The sequence below is a fragment of the Stenotrophomonas sp. Sm6012 genome, assembly GCF_030985895.1.
Taxonomy (GTDB): domain Bacteria; phylum Pseudomonadota; class Gammaproteobacteria; order Xanthomonadales; family Xanthomonadaceae; genus Stenotrophomonas; species Stenotrophomonas forensis.
The window spans coordinates 12,320-35,229 of the sequence record NZ_JAPTFX010000003.1; the positions used below are offsets into that span (position 1 = coordinate 12,320).

21 protein-coding genes are annotated in these 22,910 nt (G+C 66.9%); 9 read left to right on the plus strand and 12 right to left on the minus strand.

Annotation, left to right across the window (positions count from 1 at the left end):
- Positions 1-42 precede the first annotated feature (42 nt).
- The 3 genes from O0J73_RS01100 to O0J73_RS01110 are packed head-to-tail and all read left to right on the plus strand — an operon-like array spanning position 43 to position 1,167.
- Positions 43-504, plus strand: coding sequence for a helix-turn-helix transcriptional regulator (locus O0J73_RS01100; protein WP_197562910.1), 462 nt, complete (start codon positions 43-45; stop codon positions 502-504).
- Between the two features lie 10 nt (positions 505-514).
- Entirely contained in the window at positions 515-940 is a 426-nt protein-coding gene (locus tag O0J73_RS01105) for a VOC family protein (RefSeq protein ID WP_308307812.1), read from the plus strand.
- A complete protein-coding gene (locus tag O0J73_RS01110) occupies positions 937-1,167 on the plus strand; it encodes a hypothetical protein (protein WP_197562906.1) in 231 nt (76 codons plus the stop codon). Before O0J73_RS01105 ends, O0J73_RS01110 begins: the two co-directional genes overlap by 4 nt.
- Before the next feature lie 7 nt (positions 1,168-1,174).
- Here the strand turns inward: O0J73_RS01110 and O0J73_RS01115 are convergent, their stop codons facing one another.
- From O0J73_RS01115 to O0J73_RS01125, 3 genes are all read right to left on the minus strand, one after another.
- Positions 1,175-1,870, minus strand: coding sequence for an HAD family phosphatase (locus O0J73_RS01115; RefSeq protein ID WP_197562904.1), 696 nt, complete (start codon positions 1,868-1,870; stop codon positions 1,175-1,177).
- 105 nt (positions 1,871-1,975) lie between these two features.
- Entirely contained in the window at positions 1,976-2,716 is a 741-nt protein-coding gene (locus O0J73_RS01120) for a DNA/RNA non-specific endonuclease (RefSeq protein WP_308307813.1), read from the minus strand.
- A 289-nt stretch (positions 2,717-3,005) separates the two neighbouring features.
- A complete protein-coding gene (locus O0J73_RS01125) occupies positions 3,006-4,310 on the minus strand; it encodes a hypothetical protein (RefSeq protein ID WP_308307814.1) in 1,305 nt (434 codons plus the stop codon).
- Between the two features lie 152 nt (positions 4,311-4,462).
- On the opposite strand from O0J73_RS01125, the gene O0J73_RS01130 reads away from it, so the two are divergent.
- From O0J73_RS01130 to O0J73_RS01145, 4 genes are all read left to right on the plus strand, one after another.
- Entirely contained in the window at positions 4,463-6,037 is a 1,575-nt protein-coding gene (locus tag O0J73_RS01130) for an alpha/beta fold hydrolase (protein ID WP_308307815.1), read from the plus strand.
- Between the two features lie 25 nt (positions 6,038-6,062).
- Positions 6,063-7,541, plus strand: a complete 1,479-nt coding sequence (locus O0J73_RS01135; protein ID WP_308307816.1) for a hypothetical protein — start codon at positions 6,063-6,065, stop codon at positions 7,539-7,541.
- A 108-nt stretch (positions 7,542-7,649) separates the two neighbouring features.
- Positions 7,650-8,144 (plus strand): hypothetical protein, encoded by a 495-nt coding sequence (locus O0J73_RS01140; protein ID WP_164087482.1) that lies wholly within the window; start codon positions 7,650-7,652, stop codon positions 8,142-8,144.
- 74 nt (positions 8,145-8,218) lie between these two features.
- A complete protein-coding gene (locus O0J73_RS01145; RefSeq protein ID WP_308307817.1) occupies positions 8,219-8,704 on the plus strand; it encodes a hypothetical protein in 486 nt (161 codons plus the stop codon).
- Between the two features lie 18 nt (positions 8,705-8,722).
- On the opposite strand, the gene O0J73_RS01150 is transcribed toward O0J73_RS01145, so the two are convergent.
- Positions 8,723-10,369 carry a fatty acid--CoA ligase gene (locus O0J73_RS01150; RefSeq protein ID WP_308307818.1) on the minus strand — a complete coding sequence of 549 codons (1,647 nt, stop codon included), beginning with the start codon at positions 10,367-10,369 and terminating at the stop codon, positions 8,723-8,725.
- A gap of 129 nt (positions 10,370-10,498) precedes the next feature.
- Here O0J73_RS01150 and O0J73_RS01155 point away from each other — a divergent pair, with 129 nt between their 5' ends.
- The gene (locus tag O0J73_RS01155; protein WP_197562890.1) at positions 10,499-11,173 is read left to right on the plus strand and encodes a response regulator transcription factor; all 675 of its coding nucleotides are present in this window, start codon (positions 10,499-10,501) and stop codon (positions 11,171-11,173) included.
- Between the two features lie 4 nt (positions 11,174-11,177).
- Here O0J73_RS01155 and O0J73_RS01160 read toward each other — a convergent pair whose 3' ends face one another.
- The 4 genes from O0J73_RS01160 to O0J73_RS01175 are packed head-to-tail and all read right to left on the minus strand — an operon-like array spanning position 11,178 to position 18,100.
- Positions 11,178-14,507: a PAS-domain containing protein gene (locus O0J73_RS01160; protein WP_308307819.1), complete on the minus strand. Its 3,330-nt coding sequence runs from the start codon at positions 14,505-14,507 to the stop codon at positions 11,178-11,180.
- A 36-nt stretch (positions 14,508-14,543) separates the two neighbouring features.
- Positions 14,544-15,029 (minus strand): MaoC family dehydratase, encoded by a 486-nt coding sequence (locus tag O0J73_RS01165; RefSeq protein ID WP_308307820.1) that lies wholly within the window; start codon positions 15,027-15,029, stop codon positions 14,544-14,546.
- The gene (locus O0J73_RS01170) at positions 15,026-15,904 is read right to left on the minus strand and encodes an alpha/beta hydrolase (RefSeq protein ID WP_308307821.1); all 879 of its coding nucleotides are present in this window, start codon (positions 15,902-15,904) and stop codon (positions 15,026-15,028) included. The genes O0J73_RS01165 and O0J73_RS01170 overlap by 4 nt, the downstream gene beginning before the upstream one ends.
- A gap of 33 nt (positions 15,905-15,937) precedes the next feature.
- A complete protein-coding gene (locus tag O0J73_RS01175; protein WP_308307853.1) occupies positions 15,938-18,100 on the minus strand; it encodes a TonB-dependent receptor in 2,163 nt (720 codons plus the stop codon).
- Positions 18,101-18,320: 220 nt separating this feature from the next.
- Here O0J73_RS01175 and O0J73_RS01180 point away from each other — a divergent pair, with 220 nt between their 5' ends.
- Positions 18,321-19,316: a PHB depolymerase family esterase gene (locus O0J73_RS01180; protein ID WP_308307822.1), complete on the plus strand. Its 996-nt coding sequence runs from the start codon at positions 18,321-18,323 to the stop codon at positions 19,314-19,316.
- Here the strand turns inward: O0J73_RS01180 and O0J73_RS01185 are convergent.
- The 4 genes from O0J73_RS01185 to O0J73_RS01200 all read right to left on the minus strand — a co-directional run bounded on the left by O0J73_RS01185 (position 19,304) and on the right by O0J73_RS01200 (position 22,885).
- Positions 19,304-20,146 carry a helix-turn-helix transcriptional regulator gene (locus tag O0J73_RS01185; protein WP_308307823.1) on the minus strand — a complete coding sequence of 281 codons (843 nt, stop codon included), beginning with the start codon at positions 20,144-20,146 and terminating at the stop codon, positions 19,304-19,306. The two genes, O0J73_RS01180 and O0J73_RS01185, sit on opposite strands and share 13 nt — an antisense overlap.
- Before the next feature lie 45 nt (positions 20,147-20,191).
- Complete coding sequence (locus O0J73_RS01190; protein ID WP_308307824.1) at positions 20,192-20,314, minus strand: hypothetical protein; 123 nt, start codon at positions 20,312-20,314, stop codon at positions 20,192-20,194.
- Between the two features lie 156 nt (positions 20,315-20,470).
- Positions 20,471-21,718, minus strand: a complete 1,248-nt coding sequence (locus tag O0J73_RS01195) for an arsenic transporter (RefSeq protein ID WP_308307825.1) — start codon at positions 21,716-21,718, stop codon at positions 20,471-20,473.
- Positions 21,719-21,850: 132 nt separating this feature from the next.
- Positions 21,851-22,885, minus strand: coding sequence for a methionine synthase (locus O0J73_RS01200; protein ID WP_006446276.1), 1,035 nt, complete (start codon positions 22,883-22,885; stop codon positions 21,851-21,853).
- Positions 22,886-22,910: the final 25 nt, after the last annotated feature.

Sequence of the window (22,910 nt, forward strand, 5' to 3'; positions counted from 1 at the left end):
ACCGAGTCTGCGGCCAACGACCGCCGCCCTTGCCCTGCGCGAATGAACCAGAGCCCCGAACTGCTGCGCCGCCTGCTGCGTGCCAAGGACCGGATGGACCGGGCCAGCCATGAAGACTGGCCGGTTGCCCGCCTGGCCGAGGTCAGCGCGGTTTCCCCCGCCCACTTCGCGCGCTCGTTCAAGCAGGCCTTCGGCCTGCCACCGCACCGTTACCTGCTCAGCCGGCGCATCGAACGGGCGGTGGCGCTGCTGCGCGAGACCGAGCTGGCGATCACCGAGATCGCGGCGCAGACGGGCTGGACCAGCCTGGGGACCTTCGGCCGGATCTTCCGCGACATCACCGGCGACAGCCCTGGCAATGTGCGGGACCGCGAGCGCGCCGGGCACGCCGCGGCGGAGAGCGTACCCGAGTGCCATGCCCGTGCGGCGCAGCGGCCTGACCTCAACATCGCAGTTTTGGAGAAGCGCCGCCGCCAGGCGGTTGCTAACGTGGACCGCACCTGAGGGAGGTCCCATGACGAATACCGTGAACACGGTCGGCCTGTATGTACGCGACCAGGATGAAGCACTCGAATTCTACGTTGGCACGCTCGGTTTCGAGGTGCACACCGACGTGCGCAATGGCAGCTACCGCTGGTTGACGGTACGCAGCCCCGGCCAGGACGGTTTCCAGCTTGGCCTGTTCGTTCCCGGCCCGCCGACCCATGACGCGGCGACGGCGCAGGCGCTGCAGCGGCTGGTGGCCAAGGGGGCGATGCCGCCATTGGTACTGGCGGTGGATGACTGCCAGGCACGCTATGCGCAATGGCAGGCAAAGGGCGTGGAGTTCACCCAGGCACCGGTCGAGCGCTTCGGCGCCATCGACGCCGGATTCCGTGATCCGTCCGGGAACGGCTGGAAGATGATTGAAGCCCGCTCCGAAGCGAGGCGTCGTCAATGAGTCGCGGTGGTTGGGCGCGGCCGGTGCACCGCTGGACCTCGATCGTGTTCACCCTGGCGGTGATCGCCAACTTCGTGGCGCGCGGGATGGGGCAGGGTGAACCTGCGGCGTGGATCACCTACTCACCGCTACCTCCGTTGTTCCTGCAGCTGTTCACCGGCCTGTACCTGTTTGCGCTGCACTACGCGGGCAAGCGCCGCAGCGCCTCGCTGGGCGCTGCGGGCTGAGCGTGGATCAGGCGACGGCGTCGACCGCGTAGCCGGCAAGCAGGGCCGGCAGGTCTTCCATGCGCTGGAAGATCACCTGTGCGCCGGCCGCGCGCAGCGCCTCCGGCGTGCTGTGGTGCGGGCCACCTTCGCTGAAGCCGAACACGGTCGCGCCTGCCGCAACGCCGGCGGTCGCCCCCGTAACGGTGTCTTCGATCACCGCGCAGCGCTTCGGGTCCACGCCCAGCGCGGCGGCGGCCGCCAGGTAGACATCCGGGTGCGGCTTGGTTTTCGGCATGTCCTGGCCGCTGTAAACGTGGTCGCCGAAGGCATCGAGGATGCCGACCTTGCCCAGCTGCAGCTGCACCTTGTGCAGGTCGGCACCGGAGGCACAGGCGATCCGGCCGCGGGTGGCCGCCGCAATCGCACGCACCGCCTCCGGCGCACCCTGGATGGCCTGCAGGTCACGCTCCAGCGCGATGTTGCGCTGCAGGCGGAATTCCTCCAGCCATTCCTCGGTGAACGGCTTGCCGGTGCGTTCTTCGATCAGGCCGGCCAGATGGGCCACCGACTGGCCGAGGAAGACTTCACCCGCCTGCGCCGGGGTCAGTTCCCAGCCACGCTCGGTGAGCATCTCGGAAAGCACGCGGGCCACCAGCGGCTCGGAATCGACCAGCACGCCGTCACAGTCGAACAGCACGGCATCGAAGGGAAAACGGGACATCTACAGCTCCTGGGGCAGGCGGTTGGGCGCGGGTATCCGCCATTTTCCCATAGCCGCGAGGCCGAGGCACCCGACGATCGCAGGTGCCTCGACGCGACGGGCCGATCAGCCCAGGTCGCAGCCCGCCGGCTGCGGCCAGGTGGTGGCCGGCAGCATGTTCTTCAGCGAGGCCGGTGCATTGATGGCCACGTAGCTGGCACCCAGCAGCTCTTCCAGGTCGGCGATGGTGACCAGGTAGCTGTCCAGGCTGCCCAGGTTGGCTTCATTGGGGATGATCCAGCTGATCGCCTTGGCGGTGCCGGTGTTCGGGTCGCGGGTGATGATCGTCTTCCAGAAGAATTCCGGGGTCGGGATGCCATGGCTGGCCAGGAAGTAGTCGTTGGAGGCGTCGCCGTAGACCACGCCGCCGTAGACGTCCACCGGCGCGATGTCGCGGTAGCACTCGGCCACGTTCTCAGCCTTCACCCAGATGCCCTGGTTGAAGCTGGACACCTGCGGCACGATGTTGGTCATGTATTTGGCGCGGCGGATGTAGGTCGTGTTGTAGTCCATGTGGTTGGAGGTCACCAGGTGGCCACGGTCATAGCCGGACCGGATGCTGGCGTACGAGGCGGTGCTGGTCTGGCCGAGGCAGCCGGCCGGCAGGTCCGGGTCCTTGTAGAAGCTGGACGGACGCGCGGCCGAGCCGGTGTCGGCGGTGAGTGTGTATTCGTAGCGGGTGGCGCTGTGGATGCTGCAGTCGTAGGTCAGTACGAAGCCGCCCTTGTTGAGAGTGACGACCTGGGCCTGGGCGGCGCCGGCAAAGGCGCTGAGGACGAACGCGAAGAAGAAGCTTGCAAGACGCATTGCGGTGCTCCAGCAGAAGATTCAGGGCGCAGCCGTCCGCCACGACCAGGCCGGTGCGAGGTCGGGGAATCGGTTGCGGAGAGGGGTGCTGCGGACTGCAGTGAGACGTGACCGCGATGACAGGGCCGCGGAGGCCGTGCGGTGTCGTAAGCGTCACAAGCTGGCGTCTTTCGGTCAATGACGAAACGACGAAGCTGTGACAGCGCGCAAGCACTGGCGATGTGTCAGATGGAGGAGGACGTCGCTGAAACGCAGGCGTGCTAGGGCATCGCGACGCCCGTGGCTGTCGTCAGGGGTTCGCCTTCAACAGGTAGTCACCCTTGCGTGTTCCCGGCACCAGCGACCACCCCGGCTTCAGCGCCAGCGACCACCCCGCCCCCTGTAGCGGCGGGTCTGCGCTTGCCGGTGCCTGCACGAACACGGCCTTCCAGTCGCCCTGCATCAACGCGCCGTCAGCGACGTCCAGGCTGCCCCAGGTGTCGGTCAGCCGCATCGTTGGATACACCGTGCCGTGGCCCGGCAAAGGTTGCATCGCGTTGGGATTGAACTGGATACGCATGCTGTGCAGATCCAACCGCACCACCGGGCCTGTCACGAAGCGCGCCCGGTTGTGTTCCAGCTGTGCAAGGCGCTGTTGTTCGCGCAGCATTTCGGCTTCGTGCAGTAGCGGCCCGTCGTGGCGCGCGGCAGCGGCGCGCAGCGCGGTTGCATCCACCTGCATGGGGATGCGTGCCGCTTCGGCCAGGTGCGTACCGAGATCCCGGGCGTGGCGGGCCAGCTCGCGGCGCCAGCCAGGTGCGGCCTGGTCCAGCAGCAGGCCATACGCCGGGCCGGTGGCATAGGCGAAAGAGCGGACGAAGCTGCGATCGTCAACGTGTGCGCGAAGGTCATGCAGCGCCGCCTGGATCCGTGCCGACGGCGTTGGATTACCGACGAACACACCGGTGTACTCGGCCAGGCCCTCGTTCAATTCCAGCGCCGCTTCTTCCTGCGCGGCTGCAGGGAAATGGCGGTATCGCTCGGCGCGGAATGCCAGCGCATCCGTCATCGCGCTGCGCAGTGCCACCGCATCGGTGGCTTCGAGTGCGTGCGCAAGTGCGCGCCATTCCAGCTGCAGCCAGTAGCGCCCCTCAAGCGTGTCCAGGTGTTCGTTTCCGCCCTCGCTCGGCGCGATGATGGGTAACGCCGGTTGCAGGCGATGGAACATTTCGTGAGCGAGCAGCGTACTGCGACGGGACGCGTCCTGCGGCAACGGCCACAGCAGCTGGGTCCAGCGTGTACCCGACCAGTCCACGGCGGTGTTGGCGACGATTGCATCCGCCGGAAGCTGGCCTGCGAATACGTTGCCACGTTCTTTCAGCGCGCCATGTGCGTCTGCATGCGAGGCGATGACCTGCCGGCGCTTTGGATCAACCAGCATCATCGGCCCGCACAGGGATTGCCCCCATAGCCGGCCCCGGTCTCCATCGCAGAGCTGTTCGGCGTGCTGGAAGACCCTGTGCGCCGCCGCGTCGGATAGTTCCTGTTCGCTGGCCATCGCGGTACGCAGGGGACATAGCGCCAGGGCGGCAATAAGGACGAGGTGTGGCCTCATGACGTCGATCCATCCTTGGGATTCAGCGCTTCTAGCATCGATTCAAAGGGTGGGCAATGCAGCAAACGTCATGCTGCGACGCAAGGTGCCAGCCACCATTCGCACTGGTACGGTCCGAGCCGTTGCACCACCACCGACGGGGAGAGACGACGATGCGCAAGGTTCTGCTGCTGTTGCTCCTGCTGACCGGGTTGGCCCCCAGCGCCTGGGCGGCCACGGTCAAGACCACCCACCGGACCATTCCCAGCTGGGATGGAACGCCTCTCGGGGCCTTCGTCATCGAACCGCAGGATGCGGGCAGCGGCCGCTACCCGCTGCTGGTGATGCCCAGCAGCTGGGCCGTGCCCAGCGTCGAGTACGTGGGCGTGGCGCAGGCGCTGGCACGGCGCGGCTATGTGGTCATCAGCTACAGCTCGCGTGGCTTCTGGGAATCCGGCGGCAGCATCGACATCGCCGGCCCGGCCACGGTCGAGGATGTCAGCGCCCTGATCGACTGGGCGCTGGACAACACCCGCGCCGATCCGTCCCGCATCGGCGTTTCGGGCATCTCCTACGGCGCCGGCACCAGCCTGCTGGCGGCGGCACGCGATCCGCGCATCAAGGCGGTGGCCGCGCTCAGCGGCTGGGCCGATCTGCAGGCCTCGCTGTACAGCAACGACACCCCCAGCGCGCAGGGGATCGCCCTGCTGGTGGCGGCCGGATTGGCCACCGGGCGCCCCGGCACGGAGCTGGCCACCATCAACCGTAATGTGCTGGTTGGCAATTACCAGGGCGCAGTGGACTCGCTGCTGCCGGTGGCGGCCCAGCGCAGCCCTGCGGCCAGCATCGACGAGATCAACGCCAACCAGCCGGCCGTGTTCCTGGCCAACGCGTTCAACGACAGCCTGTTCCCACCGGGCCAGCTGGTGGACTTCTTCAACCGGTTGAAAGGCCCCAAGCAGCTGCAGCTGCGCCACGGCGACCATGCGCTCAACGAAGCGTTCGGGGCGCTGGGCATTCCCAACGAGGTCTATGACCAGGTGGGCGACTGGTTCGATCACTACCTGAAGGCGGTGGCCAATGGCATCGACCGCCAACCGGCAGTGCAGTTGAAGTCACAGAAGGGCAGCTGGAGCCGCTACCCGGACTGGAAGGCGACCAGCGACGGTGCCGTCAGCTACGGGTTGACCGCTCCTTCGGGCCTGCTGCAGCCGACCGGCGGCCTGGCCGAGAAGGGCGGCACGACCGGCTGGAACTACCGCATCGGCAGCGGCCTGCTGACCGCGGCCAACTCCGGCGTGGCGATGGCCTCCGGCGCGCTGCAGATGATCAACCTGCCGCCGGGTGCCTATGTGCCGTTTGTCGGGCGTAGCGCTGCCGGGGTCTGGCAGGGGCCCGTGCTGTGGAGCCCGCGACGCCTGGACGGCGCGCCGGAGGTGCGCCTGACCGTCACCCCCAGCCGTGCCAACACCACGCTGTATGCCTACCTGTACGCCGAGGATGTGCTGGGCAATGGCCAGCTGATCAGCCACAAGCCGTACACGCTGCGTGGCGCCACGCCAGGGCAACCGAAGACGCTCGACCTGCGCCTGGAAGCGAGCAGCTGGAACCTGCCGGCCGGCAGCCGACTGACCCTGGTGGTCGACACGGTGGACCTGCGCTACTCCGGCATCAGCCAGCTGGGTGGGACGGTGACCTTCAGCTCGCCGGCCGGCGCGCCCTCGATGCTGAAGGTGCCGTTGCATTGAGACTGGCCAGGGGAGGAATGGGCCCATGACCATCGCGCGGCTGCTGCTTGCCGCGGTACTTGTTGCGCCAGGCGCGGCAGGCGCAGCGACGGATTGGCGGGGTACGCTGTTGACGGACCTCGCGGCTGCCGACGCGGCGATGCGCGGCAGTCATCCTGGCACGGTGGACCGGCAGAACCCGGGATTCGTGTTCCAGTTGCGGGATGCGCTGGCCGTTGCGCGGTCACGCGCGGACACGATCGACAGCTTCGCCGGCTACTGGTGGGCCATGAAGGGTTTCGCGGCCTCGTTCAATGATGGCCATGTCAGCCTCAATGCGCGTGCCGCTGCGCCGGAGCTGCCGACGCAGTGGCCGGGCTTCCTGACCGGCTTCGATGGCGACGCGCAGGTGGTGATGAGCGTGGACGATGGCCCGGACCACCCGCCATTGGGTGCACGGCTGCTGTCCTGTGACGGCGTCGATGCGGCGACGCTGGCCGCGCGCCGGGTGGGCGACTTCAATGGGCGCTGGAACCTTCAGGCCAGCCGCATCCAGGGCGGTGGCGAGGTACTGCTGGAGCAGGGCAATCCTTTCCTGCCCACGCCGCACCGCTGCGTGTTCCGCGTCGATGGGCGCGAAAGCACCTACGCGTTGCGGTGGACGGCGCTCGATCCAGGGCAGCGCACGCAGCGGCTGGCCGACACCCGCCGCAGTTTCCGGCCGGCCAACGGCTGGCATGCCCTGCCCGGGGGCGGCTACTGGATCACCACCAGCAGCTTCAATGCCGATCCGGCGGCGCAGAATTTCAAGGAACTGACAGCGTTGCTTGAGGCGCTTGCGCGGGTGCCCGAACCGCTGCAACAGGCGCCGCGGGTGGTGCTGGATGTTCGCGGCAACACGGGTGGCGCGTCGCAGTGGAGCATCGAACTGGCGCGATTGATATGGGGGCGTGCTGCCGTGGATGCGTTGCCGGACCACAGCTGGGTGGAATGGCGGACGTCGGATGCCAACATCGCGCAGCTGCGCGGGTTCCTGCAGAAGCTGGAACAGGCGCCCGATGCATCGCCGGAGCTGCTGGGCATGCTGGAAACCGTGACGCAGGGAATGGCACAGGCACGCGAGCGGGGGGAAGCCCTGTGGCGTGAGCGGCCGGAGCCCAAGGCGAGTGCGGCGCCGGCGTCCGCGCCCGTCGTACCCGTGCGTGCGGGCAGGGTGGTGATCGTGGCCGATGCCGCCTGTGGTTCCGCCTGCCTGGATGCGCTGGACCTGTGGAAGCGCCTGGGTGCGGTGCAGGTGGGTGTCGAGACCTCGGCCGACAGCCTGTACATGGATGTGAGGCCGGACATGCTGCCCAGCGGGCTGGCCCGGATTTCGGTACCGATGAAGGTGTTCCGCGGGCGGGTGCGCGGTTCGAACGAGCCTCACGCACCGGATCGCCGCTATGAAGGTGACATGCGCGATACCGCTTTACTTGAGGCATGGGTACTGGGCGATGCGGCCGCGCGCGACGGTTTCACTCATTGACGGATGACGGACGGCCTTGTGGGTACAGCGCGAGTCAGGATCCCCGTACCGCGCGCAGCCTCAAGATCACCGCACTGCGGCCGATAGTGGTGCAATCACTGGAGAAGGATGTCCTTGAAGATCATGAAGCTGAGCGAGTTCCAGTTTGAGTGCGATATCCAGGCTGATCGCAAGGAGTATCAGTGCTACAGGGATGACCCGGCATCTGGCGAAAGCCCGGTGTACCTGCTGGTCAGCCTCGCGCGGCTGCGAGAGGCCCTGCGCGGGGATTCCCTTTGGGCTGATACGAAGGCGCATCGAGACGACGAAACATTCAAACCCTGGAAGTACGAACGGGCCGTTTCTACGCTGGCGGCCGGAGAGGAAATCTATACCCCCTGGTTGATCTTCCGGGAGGGGCGGATCCATGTGATGGACGGCAGACATCGCCTGTATGCGCTGATTGACCATGGATTCACGCACGCAAGGGTCGTGACAGATCCCTGGCACGCTCCGGCGGTTCGGACACTGGTCGAGAGGGAGGATGGCGGGCCGGGTGACAGCGGTCGACAGGAGTACCTGGACGCCAAGGCAGCAGGCAAGGATCAAGGCGTTGCAGGATGACAGGACGCGCCGGCGCCTGGACAGATCCCGGCGGCGCTGGCCGAAGACTTCCACATGAAGGAGGTACAGTCCCGATGAACATCCCGGCGCCCCCCAACGACCTGGTGACGTTGTTGTCCGCGTTCCCGAAGACGACGCTGCCATCGTCGCTGCCACTTTTCCATGGCGGTGCATTCGCGCCCGGCACTCCACTGTCCGAGATCGCGCACGGCATGTGGTTTTCCACGGATTCCGACCTTGCCACGCAGTACGCACGCTATGGCAGCGCGGGCACTCCCACGTTCCTGTTGGAAGTGATGGCTCATCGCGAACTTTCAGTCATTGTGCTCCCGAATGCACCGCTGACAGTGCTCAGCAAGCACTACGTGCCCTATCTGCCGCATCACGCCGAGATGCACCGGGACCTTGCGGAGAGCTTCAAGGCGATGGCCGTGGATGGCATGGCATTTACGGACCCGTCGCTGCACGCTGCCGGCTTCACTGAGGTGTTCCTCGCCGGGATACAGCACCTCACCTCAGTTGTTTCGCATGATCGCGTCGAGGCAGCAGATCCATTCTGATCCCGGCGGTTCATGGTGTCAGCCCGCGTTGGCTTCTGCACCGCGGTCATGCATCCCGCGCAGTTTCTTCTTGTTGATCTTGCCCACGCTGGTGCGCTCGATGGAATCCACGAAACTGACGCGTTCCGGAATCGCATAGCGTGAGATGTCGCCTGCGCGGCTGCGGGCTGCGATCAGTTCGATGATCTCGGCCTCGGTCACGTCACTGCCCGGCTGCCTGACCACCAGCGGCAGCGGCCGCTCGCCCCATTTCGTATCTGCGATCCCGATAACCGCCACTTCGCTGACCGCAGGATGCAGCGCGATGATGTCTTCCAGCGCCAGCGACGAGATCCACTCGCCGCCGGTCTTGATCACATCCTTGATGCGGTCGGTCACGCGCAGGTAACCGCCTTCGTCGATGTTGCCGATGTCCCCGGTATGCAGGTAGCCGCCCGCCCACAGCGCCTCGGACGCCGCCGGATCGTGCAGGTAGCCTTCGGTGAGCCAGGGCGCGCGTACCACCACCTCGCCGGTGGCGATGCCATCGTGGGGGACATCGTTCATGCCGGGGTCGACGATGCGCAGCTCGACCAGCGGCACCGGTATGCCGGCCTTGGTGCGCAGCGAGAGAACTTCGTCCGCATCGGTCACGGCCTCTGCCTCGATCTGGGCGACGGTCAGCAGCGGGCAGGTCTCCGACATGCCATAGCCACCGAAGATGTCGATGCCGCGTGCCAGTGCCCGTTGCGCCAGCGCACGCGGCAGGGCTGCGCCGCCGATGATCACCTTCCAGTTGGCCAGATCGGCGTCCGCTGCAGCGGGATGCTCCAGCAGCATGTGCAGGATGGTCGGTACGCAGTGCGAGAAGGTCACCTTCTCGCGCGCGATCAGTTCCAGCAGGTTGGCTGGCAGGTAGCGTCCCGGGTACACCTGCTTGATGCCCAGCAGTGTGGCCACGTAGGGCAGGCCCCAGGCGTGCACATGGAACATCGGGGTAATCGGCATGTAGACATCACCGCGATGCAGGCGCCCCTGGGTGGCTGCACTCCCCAGCGCGGCCATGCCGGTCAGCGAATGCAGGACCAGTTGCCGGTGGCTGAAATGGACGCCCTTGGGCAGGCCGGTGGTGCCGGTGGTGTAGAACATCGTGGCACGGGTGTTCTCATCGAAGTCCGGGAACTGCGTGACTGCAGGGGCGCCGCGCAGGCCAGCCTCGTACTCGGTCACAAAACCCGCCGGCAAGGGTCCGACGGCATCCTCCAGCAGGATGCGCGTGCGCAGATCCGGCAGCTGCTCGTCGATACCGTCCAGTATCGGCAGGAAATCGCGATGGGCGAGCAGGACCCGCGCGCCACTGTGGTTGAGCGTGTAGGCAATCTGTTCGGGGGCCAGGCGCACGTTCACCATCATCAGCACCGCGCCGATCATCGGCACGGCGAAGTAGGCCTCCAGGTAGCGGTTGCTGTCCCAGTCCATCACCGCCACGGTGTCGCCGTGCTTGACCCCAAGCGAGGTCAACAGCCCGGCCAACTGGCCGATGCGCGCCTGCAGCGTCCGGTAGTCGAAGCGGACCGAATCGCCATAGACAATTTCCTGGCCTGGGTTCACCGCCAGTGGCGTGTGCAGCAGCTGCTTGATCAGCAGCGGACAGGTGGAGGCGCCGGCAGCAGCGGGGATTGGCATGGGGTGTCCTCGTGGGCGACGTATGGGTGGCCGCCCTTCATGCCGCCACACTAGCCGCACGCCCACGCGGCGCCAGCGTACCTAGGTACGCCTCCCCGAGGCGGGGCGATTTGCTACTCTCGCCTGCACATGCCAACCCTGCTCATCGCCGACGATCACCCCTTGTTCCGCGCGGCGCTGCATCGTGCGGCCGAAGAGGCGGTGGCCGACCTGCAGATCAGTGAGGCCGATTCACTGGACGGCGTGCTTGACGTGCTCGAGCGCCAGCCGATCGACCTGATGCTGCTGGACCTGCACATGCCGGGCAACCACGGCCTGGCCGGACTGGCCACGCTGCGCGCGTTGCAGCCGGGGCTGGCGATCATCATCGTTTCGGCCAATGAAGAGCCGCAGGTGATCCGCCGTGCCATCGACCTCGGCGCCGCCGGCTACTTGCCCAAGAGTTCAGGCCTGAACGAACTGCACTCCGCGCTGCAGTCCGTGCTGGAAGGCGAACGCTGGATACCTTCACTGCTGCGCGAACCGGTGGCCCGGGTCGGGGCCTTCAGCAAGGACGCCGACCTGGCCGCGCGCCTGGCCAGCCTGTCGGCGCATCAGTACCGGGTACTGAGCCTGGTGGCCGAAGGCCTGCTCAACAAGCAGATTGCCGACCGGCTCGGGGTGCAGCTGCGCACCGTCAAGGCGCACATGACACGGATCATGGAACGGTTGGGAGTCCGCAATCGCGCGCAGGCGATCCGCGTGCTGCATGAGATGGGACTGGCCGATCCGTCCCGGCAGATCGAAGACACAGCAGAGCGCTGACCGCTCAAGGCGCTGCCGCTGCGGGAGAGGCCTGCAGATGGTTGATCGCCCAGCGCAGCGCCAGTGGCCTGAAGGGCTTGCTCAGCAGTGACAGCCCTGCGCCGCGCACTGCCTCACGGGTTTCGGCGCCGGTATCCGCACTGAGGATCACCGTGGGCCGTGGCCCGTGTGCTGCCGCCAGGCGCGTGAACAGTTCAACGCCGGTATCGCCGTCATCGAGGTGGTAGTCGAACAGCCACAGTGCCGCATCGTGCGCAGCCGCTTCGATGCCTTCGGCACCGCGCAGGGCGATGACATCGCAGCCCCAGGACAGCAGCAGCTGCTGCATGGCCGCCAGTGCGTCGGCATCGTTGTCGACCACCAGCACACGGGTGCCCCTGAGGGTGCTGCCGGCGTTGGCAGGCGGCTCGATCCGCGGAGCCGCCGGTGCAGCACTGCGCGCCACGCTGACCGAGAACACCGAACCGCGATTGACCACGCTGCGCAACTGCAACGGTGCGTGCAGCAGGGCCGCGATGCGTTGCGCGATGGTCAGCCCCAGCCCCAGGCCCTGGCCATTGCTGCGGTCCACCCGATGGAATTCCTCGAACACCACCGCCTGCTGCTCGGCGGCGATGCCGGGCCCGGTGTCGTGTACGCAGATGGACAGGCATTGGCCGTGGCGACGCACGCCCAGCAGAACGCCACCGTGCCGGGTGTAGCGGATGGCATTGGCCAGGAAGTTCTGCAGCACGCGGCGCAGCAGCAGCGGATCGCTATGCACCCAGGCGTTGGTGCGCAGGTAACGGAACTGCAGACCGCGTGCCGTTGCCAGTACTGAAAATTCCTGCGCCAGCGGGTCCAGCACGGTTGAAAGTGCGAACGGGCGCGGATCGGCCACCAGCCCACCCGCTTCCAGCCGGGAGATGTCCAGCAGGCCGGACAGCAGGTCATCGGTGGAATCCAGCGCACCGCGGATCTGGCGCAGGAAACTGTCCAGGAAGCCGGATTCGATGTGCTGCGACATGGCATCGGTCAGCAGCTGTGCCGCGTGCAGGGGCTGGATCAGATCGTGGCCGACGGCCGTGAGGAAGCGGGTTTTGGCCGCGTTCGCGCGCTCGGCGTCCTGTACCGCCTGCTGCAGCCGGGCGGTACGGTCCTGCACGCGGCGCTCCAGTGTTTCGTTGCTGCGCTTCAGTGCATCCTCGGCGCGACGGAATGCGGTGACATCGGTGAAGGTGGCTACGTAGCCGCCACCGGGCATCGGGTTGCCGCGGATCTCGACGATGGTGTTGTCCGGGAAAACCCGCTCGGAGAGGTGCGGGGTGCCGCGCTGCATATGCGCGACGCGACGCTGCAGTGCCTGCTGCGGAGAGTCAGCGGGGCCCTCGCCGATCTTCAGCTGCGCCAATGCCCAGGCGGTGAGGTTGATCACCGGCTGCCCGACCTGCAGCAGTTCAGGCGGAAACCGGAACAGCGCAGCGTAACGGCTGTTCCAGGCCACCAGCTGCAGTTGCGCGTCGACCACGCTGATGCCCTGGCTCATGTTTTCCAGCGCCGCTTCCAGCAGGCGCTGGTTGAAGCGCAGTACCTGGGTCGCTTCGCCGACGGCACGGGTCACCGCTTCCAGTGGCGCGGCGCCCCCGTCGCGTGCGGCCTCGACCAGCAGGCGTGCCATGCCGGCGCCGACAACGGCGGTCAGTTCGCGTTCGACGGCAGTGACCCGGTCATCATCCAGCAGTTGCCCGGCATCTCCTGCCAGCAACTGGCGCGCACGCTCCTGGCCGAGGAAGCGGCCGGCGGTCTTCCGCAGCGAGGCCGCTGCCACCGCGTCGCGCCGCCGCGGCAGCGAAGGGCGCACCGCCCGCGATACCAGGGCAACGGTGAGCAGGTTGACCGCCAGGCTCGCGCCCATGCTGATGGCGATGTGGCCGGGCTGCATCCGCAGCGAGACCACCGTCAGCCAGTGCAGGCCCTCCGGGCTGGCGGCCGGTGCAGGGAGCACCATCGGCAGCAGTACCAGCCACAGCCAGGCCAGTGAACCCAGTACGATGCCCGCGACGATGGCCGGGGAGGGCGTGCGTGGGCGGTACACCGCCAGCAGCACCGCCGGTGCCAGCTGCGAGAGCGCGGTGAAGGACATCAGGCCGAAATCGCTGAGCGCCTCGGTATCGCTCATCGCGCGGCTGTACAGCCACGACATCAGGAACACGGCGAGGATGCCGGCACGGCGGAACGCCAGCACGCGCGGACGCAGGTCGGCATGCGCCACGCCGCCCTCGAAGCCACTGATCAGGCGCGAACCCAAGCCGTGGTTGCCGAGCATGATCGACAGGGTCAGGCCGGACAAAATCATCATGCCGGTTGCGGCGCTCAGGCTGCCCAGGTAGGCCAGCAGCGCCAGCAGGTGGTGGCCACCGGCCTGCGGCAAGGCCAGCACGTACAGGTCGGGCGTCACCGACGCCGGCAGCTGCGCGGCTCCAGACAGTGCCATCGGCACCGACGGCAGGCCGATCAGCAGCAGATAGACCGGAAACATCCAGCGCGCCGTTTTCAGGTCCGAGCTCTGGCGCAGTTCCACCACCCCGACATGGAACTGGTGGGGCAGGGTGAAGGCCGAGATCGCACCCAATGCGACCATGGTGAGGTAGTCCGGCACGATGGCCGGTGGCGGCAGCTGCGCCATCCTGTCCAGCAACGGCATGCCGGCCCGGTGCACCGACAATGCCGCATACAGGCCAATGGCCAGCAACGCGGCCAGCTTCAACAGTGATTCCAGCCCCAGCGCGACCACGATGCCACGGTTCGGTTCGGTGGCCGACGCCTTGCGCGCGCCGAACAGCAGGGTGAAGGCCGCCATCGTCAACGCGAACCAGAACGACATGTCCAGGTGCGCGCCGGCCGGTGCGAAGCGATCGCCAAGCAATGCCCCCAGTCCCTGGCTGACGGCTTTCAGCTGCAGCGCGATGTAGGGAATGATGCCGAACAGAGCAACCAGGGTGATGGTGAAGCCGAGGCCGCGATCTGCGCGCAGCCGGGCCACCACCAGGTCGGCGATGGTGGCACTGTTGTGCTGCTTGGCCAGGCGCCCCAGCCGCACCAGGAAGGGCAGGCCGAAGGCGAAGATCAGCGCCATCCCGGCCAGGGTCGGTGGAATCGGAAAGCCCCATTGCAGGCCCTGCGAAGCGGCGCCGTAATAGGTCCATGCGGTGCAGTGCACCGCCAGCGACAGCGCATAGATGGCCGGCCACGCGCGGGCCAACCGGTGCCCCTGGCGCTCGCCCCAGAGGGCCACGCCAAACAGCAGTACGGTCCACGCAATACAGGCGAACAGGACGACAGTGGGCGTCAACATCGCTCCAGTGTAGGCAGGGAGCCGGGCAGGCGGGTGCTACGGGGCAAGTACGATCAATGACAGCTGCTCAGCAACCAGTGCCAGCTCGCCATCGTCAACGCGTTCGACGGCCTTGCGCTGGGTCAGCAGCCACTGCCCCGGCTCGCGCGTCTCCAACGACACCAGCTGCGAGCGCACCCGTACGGCGGTGCCGCTGGGTACCGGCGCCAGGAAGCGGACCTTGTTCAGACCATAGTTGAGGACATGGGCAATACCGGGAAAGCCGGCCAGGGCCGCCACGTCGTCCTGCACGGTGAGCGAGAGCAGCAGGAAGCCATGCGCGATGGTGCATCCACCGGGCAGCGCTGCCTGTGCGCGCCGCGGATCGACGTGGATCCAGTTATGGTCGCCGGTGGCGTCTGCGAAGGCGTCGATCGTTGCCTGCGTGATGTGCATTCCGGCGCCCGCGCGTTCCTCCGCGGCCCACCGCTGCAGGGCCTGCAGCGCACTGTGCAGCGCGTCCGCCACAGGGCCGCTGCTCACCGCACACGCTCCAGCAGGGCCAGGATCGCATCGCGTGCTTCAGGCTCGGACAACATCGGCGCATGGCCGACGTCGGGCACTTCAACCAGGCGGGCACGCTCCGATGTCGCCGCCATCTGCCGGGCAACATCGGCCGGCAGGATATCGGACAGCGCACCGCGCACCACCAGCACCGGCACCCGCGCGGTCAGCCCGCGCACCGCGCGCCACAGCACGGGGCGCAGCAGCCACAACAGCCAGGGACGCGTCGTGCGGATCACCGCCGGGTCGTAGTCCAGTTCCAGCAGCCCATCGCTGCGCGGGCGGAAGGTGCGCACCGCCATCGCCCGCCAGTCCTCGGTGCTGAAGCGCGGGAAGGCGGCCTTGCCGATCGACGCCACATAGGCCGTGGCCTGCTCCAGATCCATCGGCGGTACCGGCTTGCCGGCGTACTTGCCGATCCGCGCCAGCGCTTCGCGCGGGACCTTGGGACCGGCATCGTTCAGCACCGCCGCGGAAATCAGCTGCGGTGCGCGCGAGGCGAGGGTGATGGTCACCAGCACGCCCAGCGAGGTGCCGACGAAAACCGCCGTGTAGATGTTCTGCGCGCGCAGCAGCGCCACCATGTCATCTGCATAGGTGCGCGGGTTGTAGCTGGACGGATCATGCGCACGTTCTGATCCGGCGCGGCCACGCAGGTCAACCGCGATCACGCGCCAGCCCACGGCAGTGAGGATGCCGGCGAGCGCATCGAAATCGGCGCCATTGCGGGTCAGGCCGGGGATGCAGACCACCGTGCCGCGGGCCGCCTGCCCGGTATCCGGTGCATGGTCACGCGCGTGCAGGCGCAGGCCATCGTCGCTGTTCCAGTACAGATCTACGTAAGACTGCATCATGCACGGGGCTTCCTGGAAATCGTATCGGATGCTCTAGAAATCGTAACGGACGCTGAGGCTATATTGGCGTGGCGGGCCGTAGAAGCCAATCAGCGTGCCGACCGCCGGGATGTTGTAGCCGGTGGTGCGGTACTCCTTGTCGGTCAGGTTGGTGCCCTGCAGCGAGAAGGTCCAGGCATCATCCAGACGCCAGATCACGCCGGCATTGACCAGCCCGTAGCCCTCCTGGCGGATCACCGGGCTCAGGTCGGTCGTTGGCCACACCTCGCTTTGGTAGCTGTAGCTCACCCGCGCCGACAGGTTGCTGCCGTTGGCCAGGTCGGTGCGGTATTCCAAGTTCACTGCCCCCGAAAACTCCGGCGCATTGGTGAACTTCATCTGCCGGGCCACGTTGATGCCACGGTCCATGTACTCGTCGTACTTCGTGTCCAGCCAGGCCAGGTTGCCGGAGATCAGCCAGTGCTGGCTGGGCAGGTACTGGTATTCGACCTCCAGGCCCTTGACGGTGCCGGCGCCGGCATTGGTGAAGTCGCCGAAGAAGGAATCATCGATGCCATCGCCATTGGTATCCAGGCCGGTGAACACCGACAGCTGGATGTCCTTGTACTTGTTGTAGAAGGCCGACAGGTTCAGGAACAGGCGCTGGTCGAGGAAGGCCATCTTGCTGCCGACCTCGTAGCTGTCCACGGTCTCGTCGTCGAACGGCTCGGCCGAGCGCGGCACCGCCACCGCGTTGGCACGGATGTTGTAGCCACCGGACTTGAAGCCGCGCGTGGCCAGGCCGTAGACCATGATGTCCGGGGTGATCTGGTAGTCCAGCGAGACCTTGGGCGAGACATTCTTGAAGTTGGTCTTCTTGTCGAAATCCGCGGTCACCGCCACCGGCCGGCTGAAGCCCGGGTCGGCATAGAGACGGTTGAGCACGATCGCGCGCTTGTCCTCGTCGGTGTAACGGGCGCCCACATCCAGCTTGAGCCCGCTGGTCAGGTCGAAGGTCCAGTCCGCGTACAGCGCGATGCTGTCGGTCAGCACTTTGCCCTGGTTGTCGGCGAACTGCGCGCTGAAGTAATTGTTTTGGATCTGGCCACCGGCCTCGCCGCTGAACTGGTACAGGCCGACCACGCCGCGCACGCGACCGCCCGCATCGTAGTTCAGCTGCACTTCGTTGCTGACCTGGTTGTCGTTGTAGGTGCCGCTCACGTCGGCCAGCTTGACCGGCGTGGTATCGAAGTCGATGTTGGCCTCGCTGTCCGATTCGCGCTTGGCCAGCACGTACTTCACGGCGATGTCTTCGTTCGGCCGCCAGTTCACCGTGGCCGACGCGCCCTTGGTTTCCACATTGTTGAGATTGCGCATGCCCGAGCGGATGTCGTAGCGGCTGTCCATCGGCGGGTAGGGGCGCAGGAACGGGTTCGGCGCCAGCATCTTCGAGCCACGCATGCCGGACTGGTCGTCGATCCAGTCCAGAGCGAACTGCACGTCGAAGTCGTCGCCCGCATAGGCGCCAAGATTCAGGCGTGCCGCGTTGATCTGCTTGTCGCTGACCGGTTGGCCGTTGAAGGTGTTTTCGCCAAAGCCATCGTGATTCATGCTGGCCACCGCCACGCGCGCACGCAGGCCGCTGTCGGCGCCGCCGATCGGGCCGCCGATGGCCGCCTTGGCATCGAGCTGGCTGTAGTTGCCCACGGTGATCTGGGCGAAGCCCTCGGTCTGGGTGGGCAGGCCACGCGAGATGTACTTGATCGCGCCGCCGATGGTGTTCTTGCCGTACAGCGTGCCCTGCGGGCCGCGCAGTACTTCGATGCGCGAGACATCGAACACGTCCAGCAGGGCGCCCTGGGGGCGCGCGATGTAGACGTCATCCAGATAGATGCCCACGCCCGGGTCGGCGCCCCAGGTCGGGTCGGACTGGCCGATGCCGCGGATATAGGCGGTGACCGTGCTGCTGGCGCCGCGCGCGGCGTAGATGGTGAGGTTGGGCACCTGCGCATCCAGGTCACTGATGTCCTGGACATTCATCCTGTCCAGCGCTTCGGAAGTGAAGGCGGTGACCGCCACCGGCACTTCCTGCAGGGTTTCCTCGCGCTTGCGGGCGGTGACCTTGATGCTGTCCAGGTTGGTCGGCGAGGCCGACCGGCCGGCCGGCGGCGCTTCCTGTGCCAGTACCGGCCCCGCGGCCAGCCATGCGCCGATCATGAGACTCAAGCCATTCCGCTTCATCCGCTCCTCCCCCAGGCATGTCCGTATTGATGGCCCCTTGCCATCCCTGCAGCCAAGGCTAGCGGTGTCATCCGCGGCCAGCGAGTGGACCTAGGTCCACTCGGCAGTGGCCATGGGATGCGGATACTGGGGGCGCCCCAGCCGGGAACGCTCCCCGGTACGCCTTCATCCACGACCCACGCATGAGGATCTGGCCATGAACTCCACAATCGATTCGATCAAGCGGGTGCTGCTGATGCTGTGCTTCTGCCTGGCAGCAGGCAGCGCTTCTGCCGCAGGCCCGGCCGGCCATTGGGATATCGGCCTGTACGGCAATCTGTTCGGCGCCCGCGAGTACCAGGTCTGGGTACCTGCCGGCTACGACGACGCCCAGCCGCTACCGCTGCTGCTGCACGGCTGCGTGACCGGGCCGAACCTGATGGGCGAGGCCTCGGGCTTCAACGATGTGGCCGATACCGAGCGCTTCATCGTGGTCTACCCACGACAGAACGTCACTGCCAACCCGGCGCGTTGCTGGAACTGGCAGCTGCCGATCAACCAGGCGCGCGACAGCGGTGAAGCGGCGATCCTGGCCGGCATCGTGGACAAGGTAAAAACCGGCTACAGCGTCGATCCGCACCGCGTCTACGTCACCGGCATTTCCGCCGGCGGTGCGATGACCTCGATCATGCTCGCCTGCTACTCGGACGTGTTTGCCGCCGGCGCCATCCATTCCGGTGGCATGTTCAAGGGGGCGACCACGATTTCCGGCAGCGCCTATGCACTGCTGGCCGGCAGCATCTACTCGCCCGACAGCAATGGCCGGCTGGCCTGGCAGTGCTCCGGATCGCCGTCGCCGCGACCGCTGCCGGTACTGGTGTTCCATGGCAGCGCCGATCTCACCGTCAACCCGGTGAACGGGCAGCAGGCCGTGCGCCAGTTCCTGCAGACCAACGATCTGGCCGATGACGGCCAGGACAATGACTCGGTGAAGTATTTGCCGACCAGCACCTATCACGGGCAGGTGCCGGGCGGCCGCGCCTATACGGTGGATACCTATGCCTACGGCGGCCGCACGCTGGTCCAGCATTATGTGGTGCAGGGCATGGGCCATGCGTGGAGCGGCAGCCAGTCGGGCCTGCCGTTCACCGACCCCAAGGGGCCGGATGCCACGCTGATCACCTGGTTGTTCCTGAAGGACTACCAGCGCTGAGCCTGGTCTTCAGCGCCAGGCCCGCGCAGGCGGGTGCTCCGTTCGGCCAGGAAGCGCTTGGGCGGAGCACCCACGGTCTTGCGGAACATGGTCACGAATGCGCCCGCGCTGTCGTAGCCCAGCTCATCCGCAACAGCCTGGACGGTCTTGCCACCGGCCAGCATCGGCAACGCGACCACCACATGCATCTGCCGGCGCCAGCGCCTGACACTCAGGCCGGTTTCAGCGGAGAACAGCCGGGACATGTTGCGCTCGCTCATGCCGATCCGGCCGGCCCAGACGTCCAGCGTTGCCCGCTCGGCGGGCGCGCCCAACATCGCACTGGCCAGCCGGCGCAGCCTGGACTCGGACGGCATCGGCAGGTGGATCCACTCCGGCGGCGCGGCAATGAGTTCGTCCAGGAGCACCGCCATCAGCCGCGCCTGTGCGCTGCCGTGCTCGTACTGCTGGGGATGATCTGCCACGCGTTCCAGCAGGGCCTGCATGAACGGGGTGATCGCCATCGTGCAGCACTGCGTAGGCAATCCCGGTGCCGCTCCGGGTTCAACGAAGACGACGAATCCATGCGGCTTACCGCTGCTGCTGGCCCGATGGGTCAGACCGCCCGGAATCCAGACCGCCCCCTGCGGCGGAACCACCCACAGGCCGGCATGGGTTTCCAGCGTGATCAGTCCACGCGTGGCGACCATCACCTGTGCCTTCCGGTGCTCATGGAAGGGCATTTCCCAGGCATCGGGAATGGGTTCCAGTCCAAGCACCATCACCGGCAGGTCGATCCGATCGGGGTAGTCAGGACCGACCTCGTCCTGCCCTGCAAGCGAAATCGTCACTTCGCTACCCGCCCGGTGTGCGTTGGGCGGGCCCTGTAGTGCCGTTCAGGCTCCGTCACGTGCCTGCTCCGGGTCGCGCCTGTGCCAGACGCAGATGAAACCCATCAGGACGTGGACGATGGGCGGGTCAGCACAGGGGGCGGCGACGGCCGCGGTGGTATCGTTCATGTGGGCATCCTCTGTCGTCGAGGATGGGAAGCGTATTCGGCGGCCGGAGCGGGGTCATTCGACAGTTCCGCCAGGTGATTCATCAATCCGGCCAGATGAGCGCAGCCAGATCCGATCGGGATGTCCAGCGCGCTGTGGCCAACGCGCAGCGCACGGCTACAGCAGCAGCAAGGCGCCGATCAGCGCGGGCGGCATCACCAGCGCACCGACGCGCAGGAAGTCGAGCGCGCTGACATGCTCGCCTTCGCGGCGCAGCGCTACCAGCCACAGCATCGTGGCCAACGAGCCGGTCACCGACAGGTTGGGGCCCAGGTCCACGCCCACCAGCAGCGCGGCCCGGGTCTGTGCCGGCAGATCGGCCATCTGGCCCAGCGATCCGGCGGCCAACCCCACTGGAAGATTGTTGGCCACGTTGCTCAGCAGCGCGGCAGCACCCCCGGCCAGCCAGCTGGCCTGCCCGGGCGATGCCTGTGCCAGGGCCTGCAATGCCCTGGCCGTGCTCTGGATGGCACCGGTCTGTGCCACGGCTTCCACCAGCACGAACAGGCCAGCCACCAGCGGCAGCACGCCCCACGACACGTGGCGCAGCATCGGCAGCGGGCTGCGGCGCTGCCGGATCGCCACCACGGCGACGCTGAGCGCCCCTGCACAGAACGTGGCCAGGCCCAGCGGGCCGTTCAACGCCGAGGTCAGCAGCAGCACGCTGCCGGTGAACAGGACGCCCAGTGCGCTCAGCCGGCCACCGTCGGTCAGCGGCCGATGCTCCGGTGCCGCCACCAGCGGCTGGGCGATCTCGCGCCGATGGACCCAGCGCAGCACCAGGTAGGTGGCGCCGATCGCGGCCAGCGAGGGCAGTGCGAACTGCGCCAGCCACTGCAGCAGCGGTGGCATGTGCTGGCCGTACACCACCAGATTGGCCGGATTGGAAATGGGCAGCACGAAGCTGGCCGCATTGGCGATGAACGCGCAGACGAACAGGTAGGGCAGCGGGTTGGCACGCGCCGCCCGGCAGGCGGCGTAGACCGCGGGCGTCAGCACCACGGCCGTGGCATCGTTGGACAGAAACACCGTCACCAGCGTGCCGACCAGGAACACCTGATCGAACAGGCGCCGCCCCGAGCCGCCGGCATGGCGGACGGCATAGAGCGCCAGCCAGTCGAACAAGCCTTCGCGACGGGCGAGCTCGGCCAGCACCATCATGCCGACCAGGAACAGATAGACGTCACGGCCCTCGGCCACCGCACCCCAGGTCATGTCCAGCGATACCGCACCCAGCAGCGGCAGCAATGCGGCAGCCGCCAGCGCCCACACGTATTCCGGAATGCGGAACGGACGGAACAGCAGGCCGACCGTGGCCACGGCCACAGCCGCCCAGATCAGCAAGGGTGAGTAGGAAACGGGCATCGGGCGGGGGATCTCGGCTGCGCCGGCACGCCACGAAGAGCAACGCGCCCGCTGCACCCACAGCAGTTCGGAGGGAGGCGGCATCATACCCTGCGAACTGTGCTGCAGCGGGCAACGACGCCCGGGCCGGGGTCAGGCCGAGAGTTCCTCGCGCACGATCCTCGCGCCTTCGCTGAGCGCGCGCAGCTTGCCCCGGGCGACATCGCGGGCCAGCGGTGCCATGCCACAGTTGGTGCTCGGGTACAGCTTGTCGGCATCGACGAACTGCAGTGCCCTGCGCAGGGTGCTGGCCACTTCCTCGGCGGTTTCCACCGTGCTGGAGGCCACATCGATGGCGCCGACCATCACCTTCTTGCCGCGCACCAGTTCGATCAGGTCGATCGGCACGTGCGAGTTGTGGCATTCCAGCGAGATGATGTCCAGGCTGGACGTCTGCAGCTTCGGGAACGATTCCTCGTACTGGCGCCACTCCGAGCCCAGCGTCTGCTTCCAGTCGGTGTTGGCCTTGATGCCATAGCCGTAGCAGATGTGCACGGCGGTTTCGCACTTCAGTCCTTCAACCGCCCGTTCCAGCGCGGCCACGCCCCAGTCGTTCACTTCGTCGAAGAACACATTGAAGGCCGGCTCGTCGAACTGGATGATGTCCACGCCGGCGGCCTCCAGCTCCCTGGCTTCCTCGTTGAGGAGCTTCGCGAACTCCCAGGCCAGCTTCTCGCGGCTCTTGTAGTGCGCGTCGTACAGCGTGTCGATCATGGTCATCGGGCCGGGCAGGGCCCACTTGATCGGCTGCGAGGTCTGCCGCCGCAGGAACTTCGCATCCTCGACGAACACCGGCTTCGGGCGGCTGACCGCGCCGACCACGGTGGGCACGCTGGCATCGTAGCGGTTGCGGATGCGCACGGTCTCGCGCTTCTCGAAATCGACGCCGCTGAGGTGCTCAATGAACGTCGTCACGAAGTGCTGCCGGGTCTGCTCACCGTCGCTGACGATATCGATGCCGGCATGCTGCTGTTCCTGCAGGGACAGGCGCAGCGCGTCCTGCTTGCCTTCGGTCAGCGCGTCGTCCTGCAGCTTCCAGGGCGACCAGAGCTTCTCGGGCTCTGCCAGCCAGGAGGGCTTGGGCAGGCTGCCGGCGGTGGAGGTGGGGAGCAGTTTCTTCGTCGACATTACGTGTTGTGTCCTGGGGGCGAAT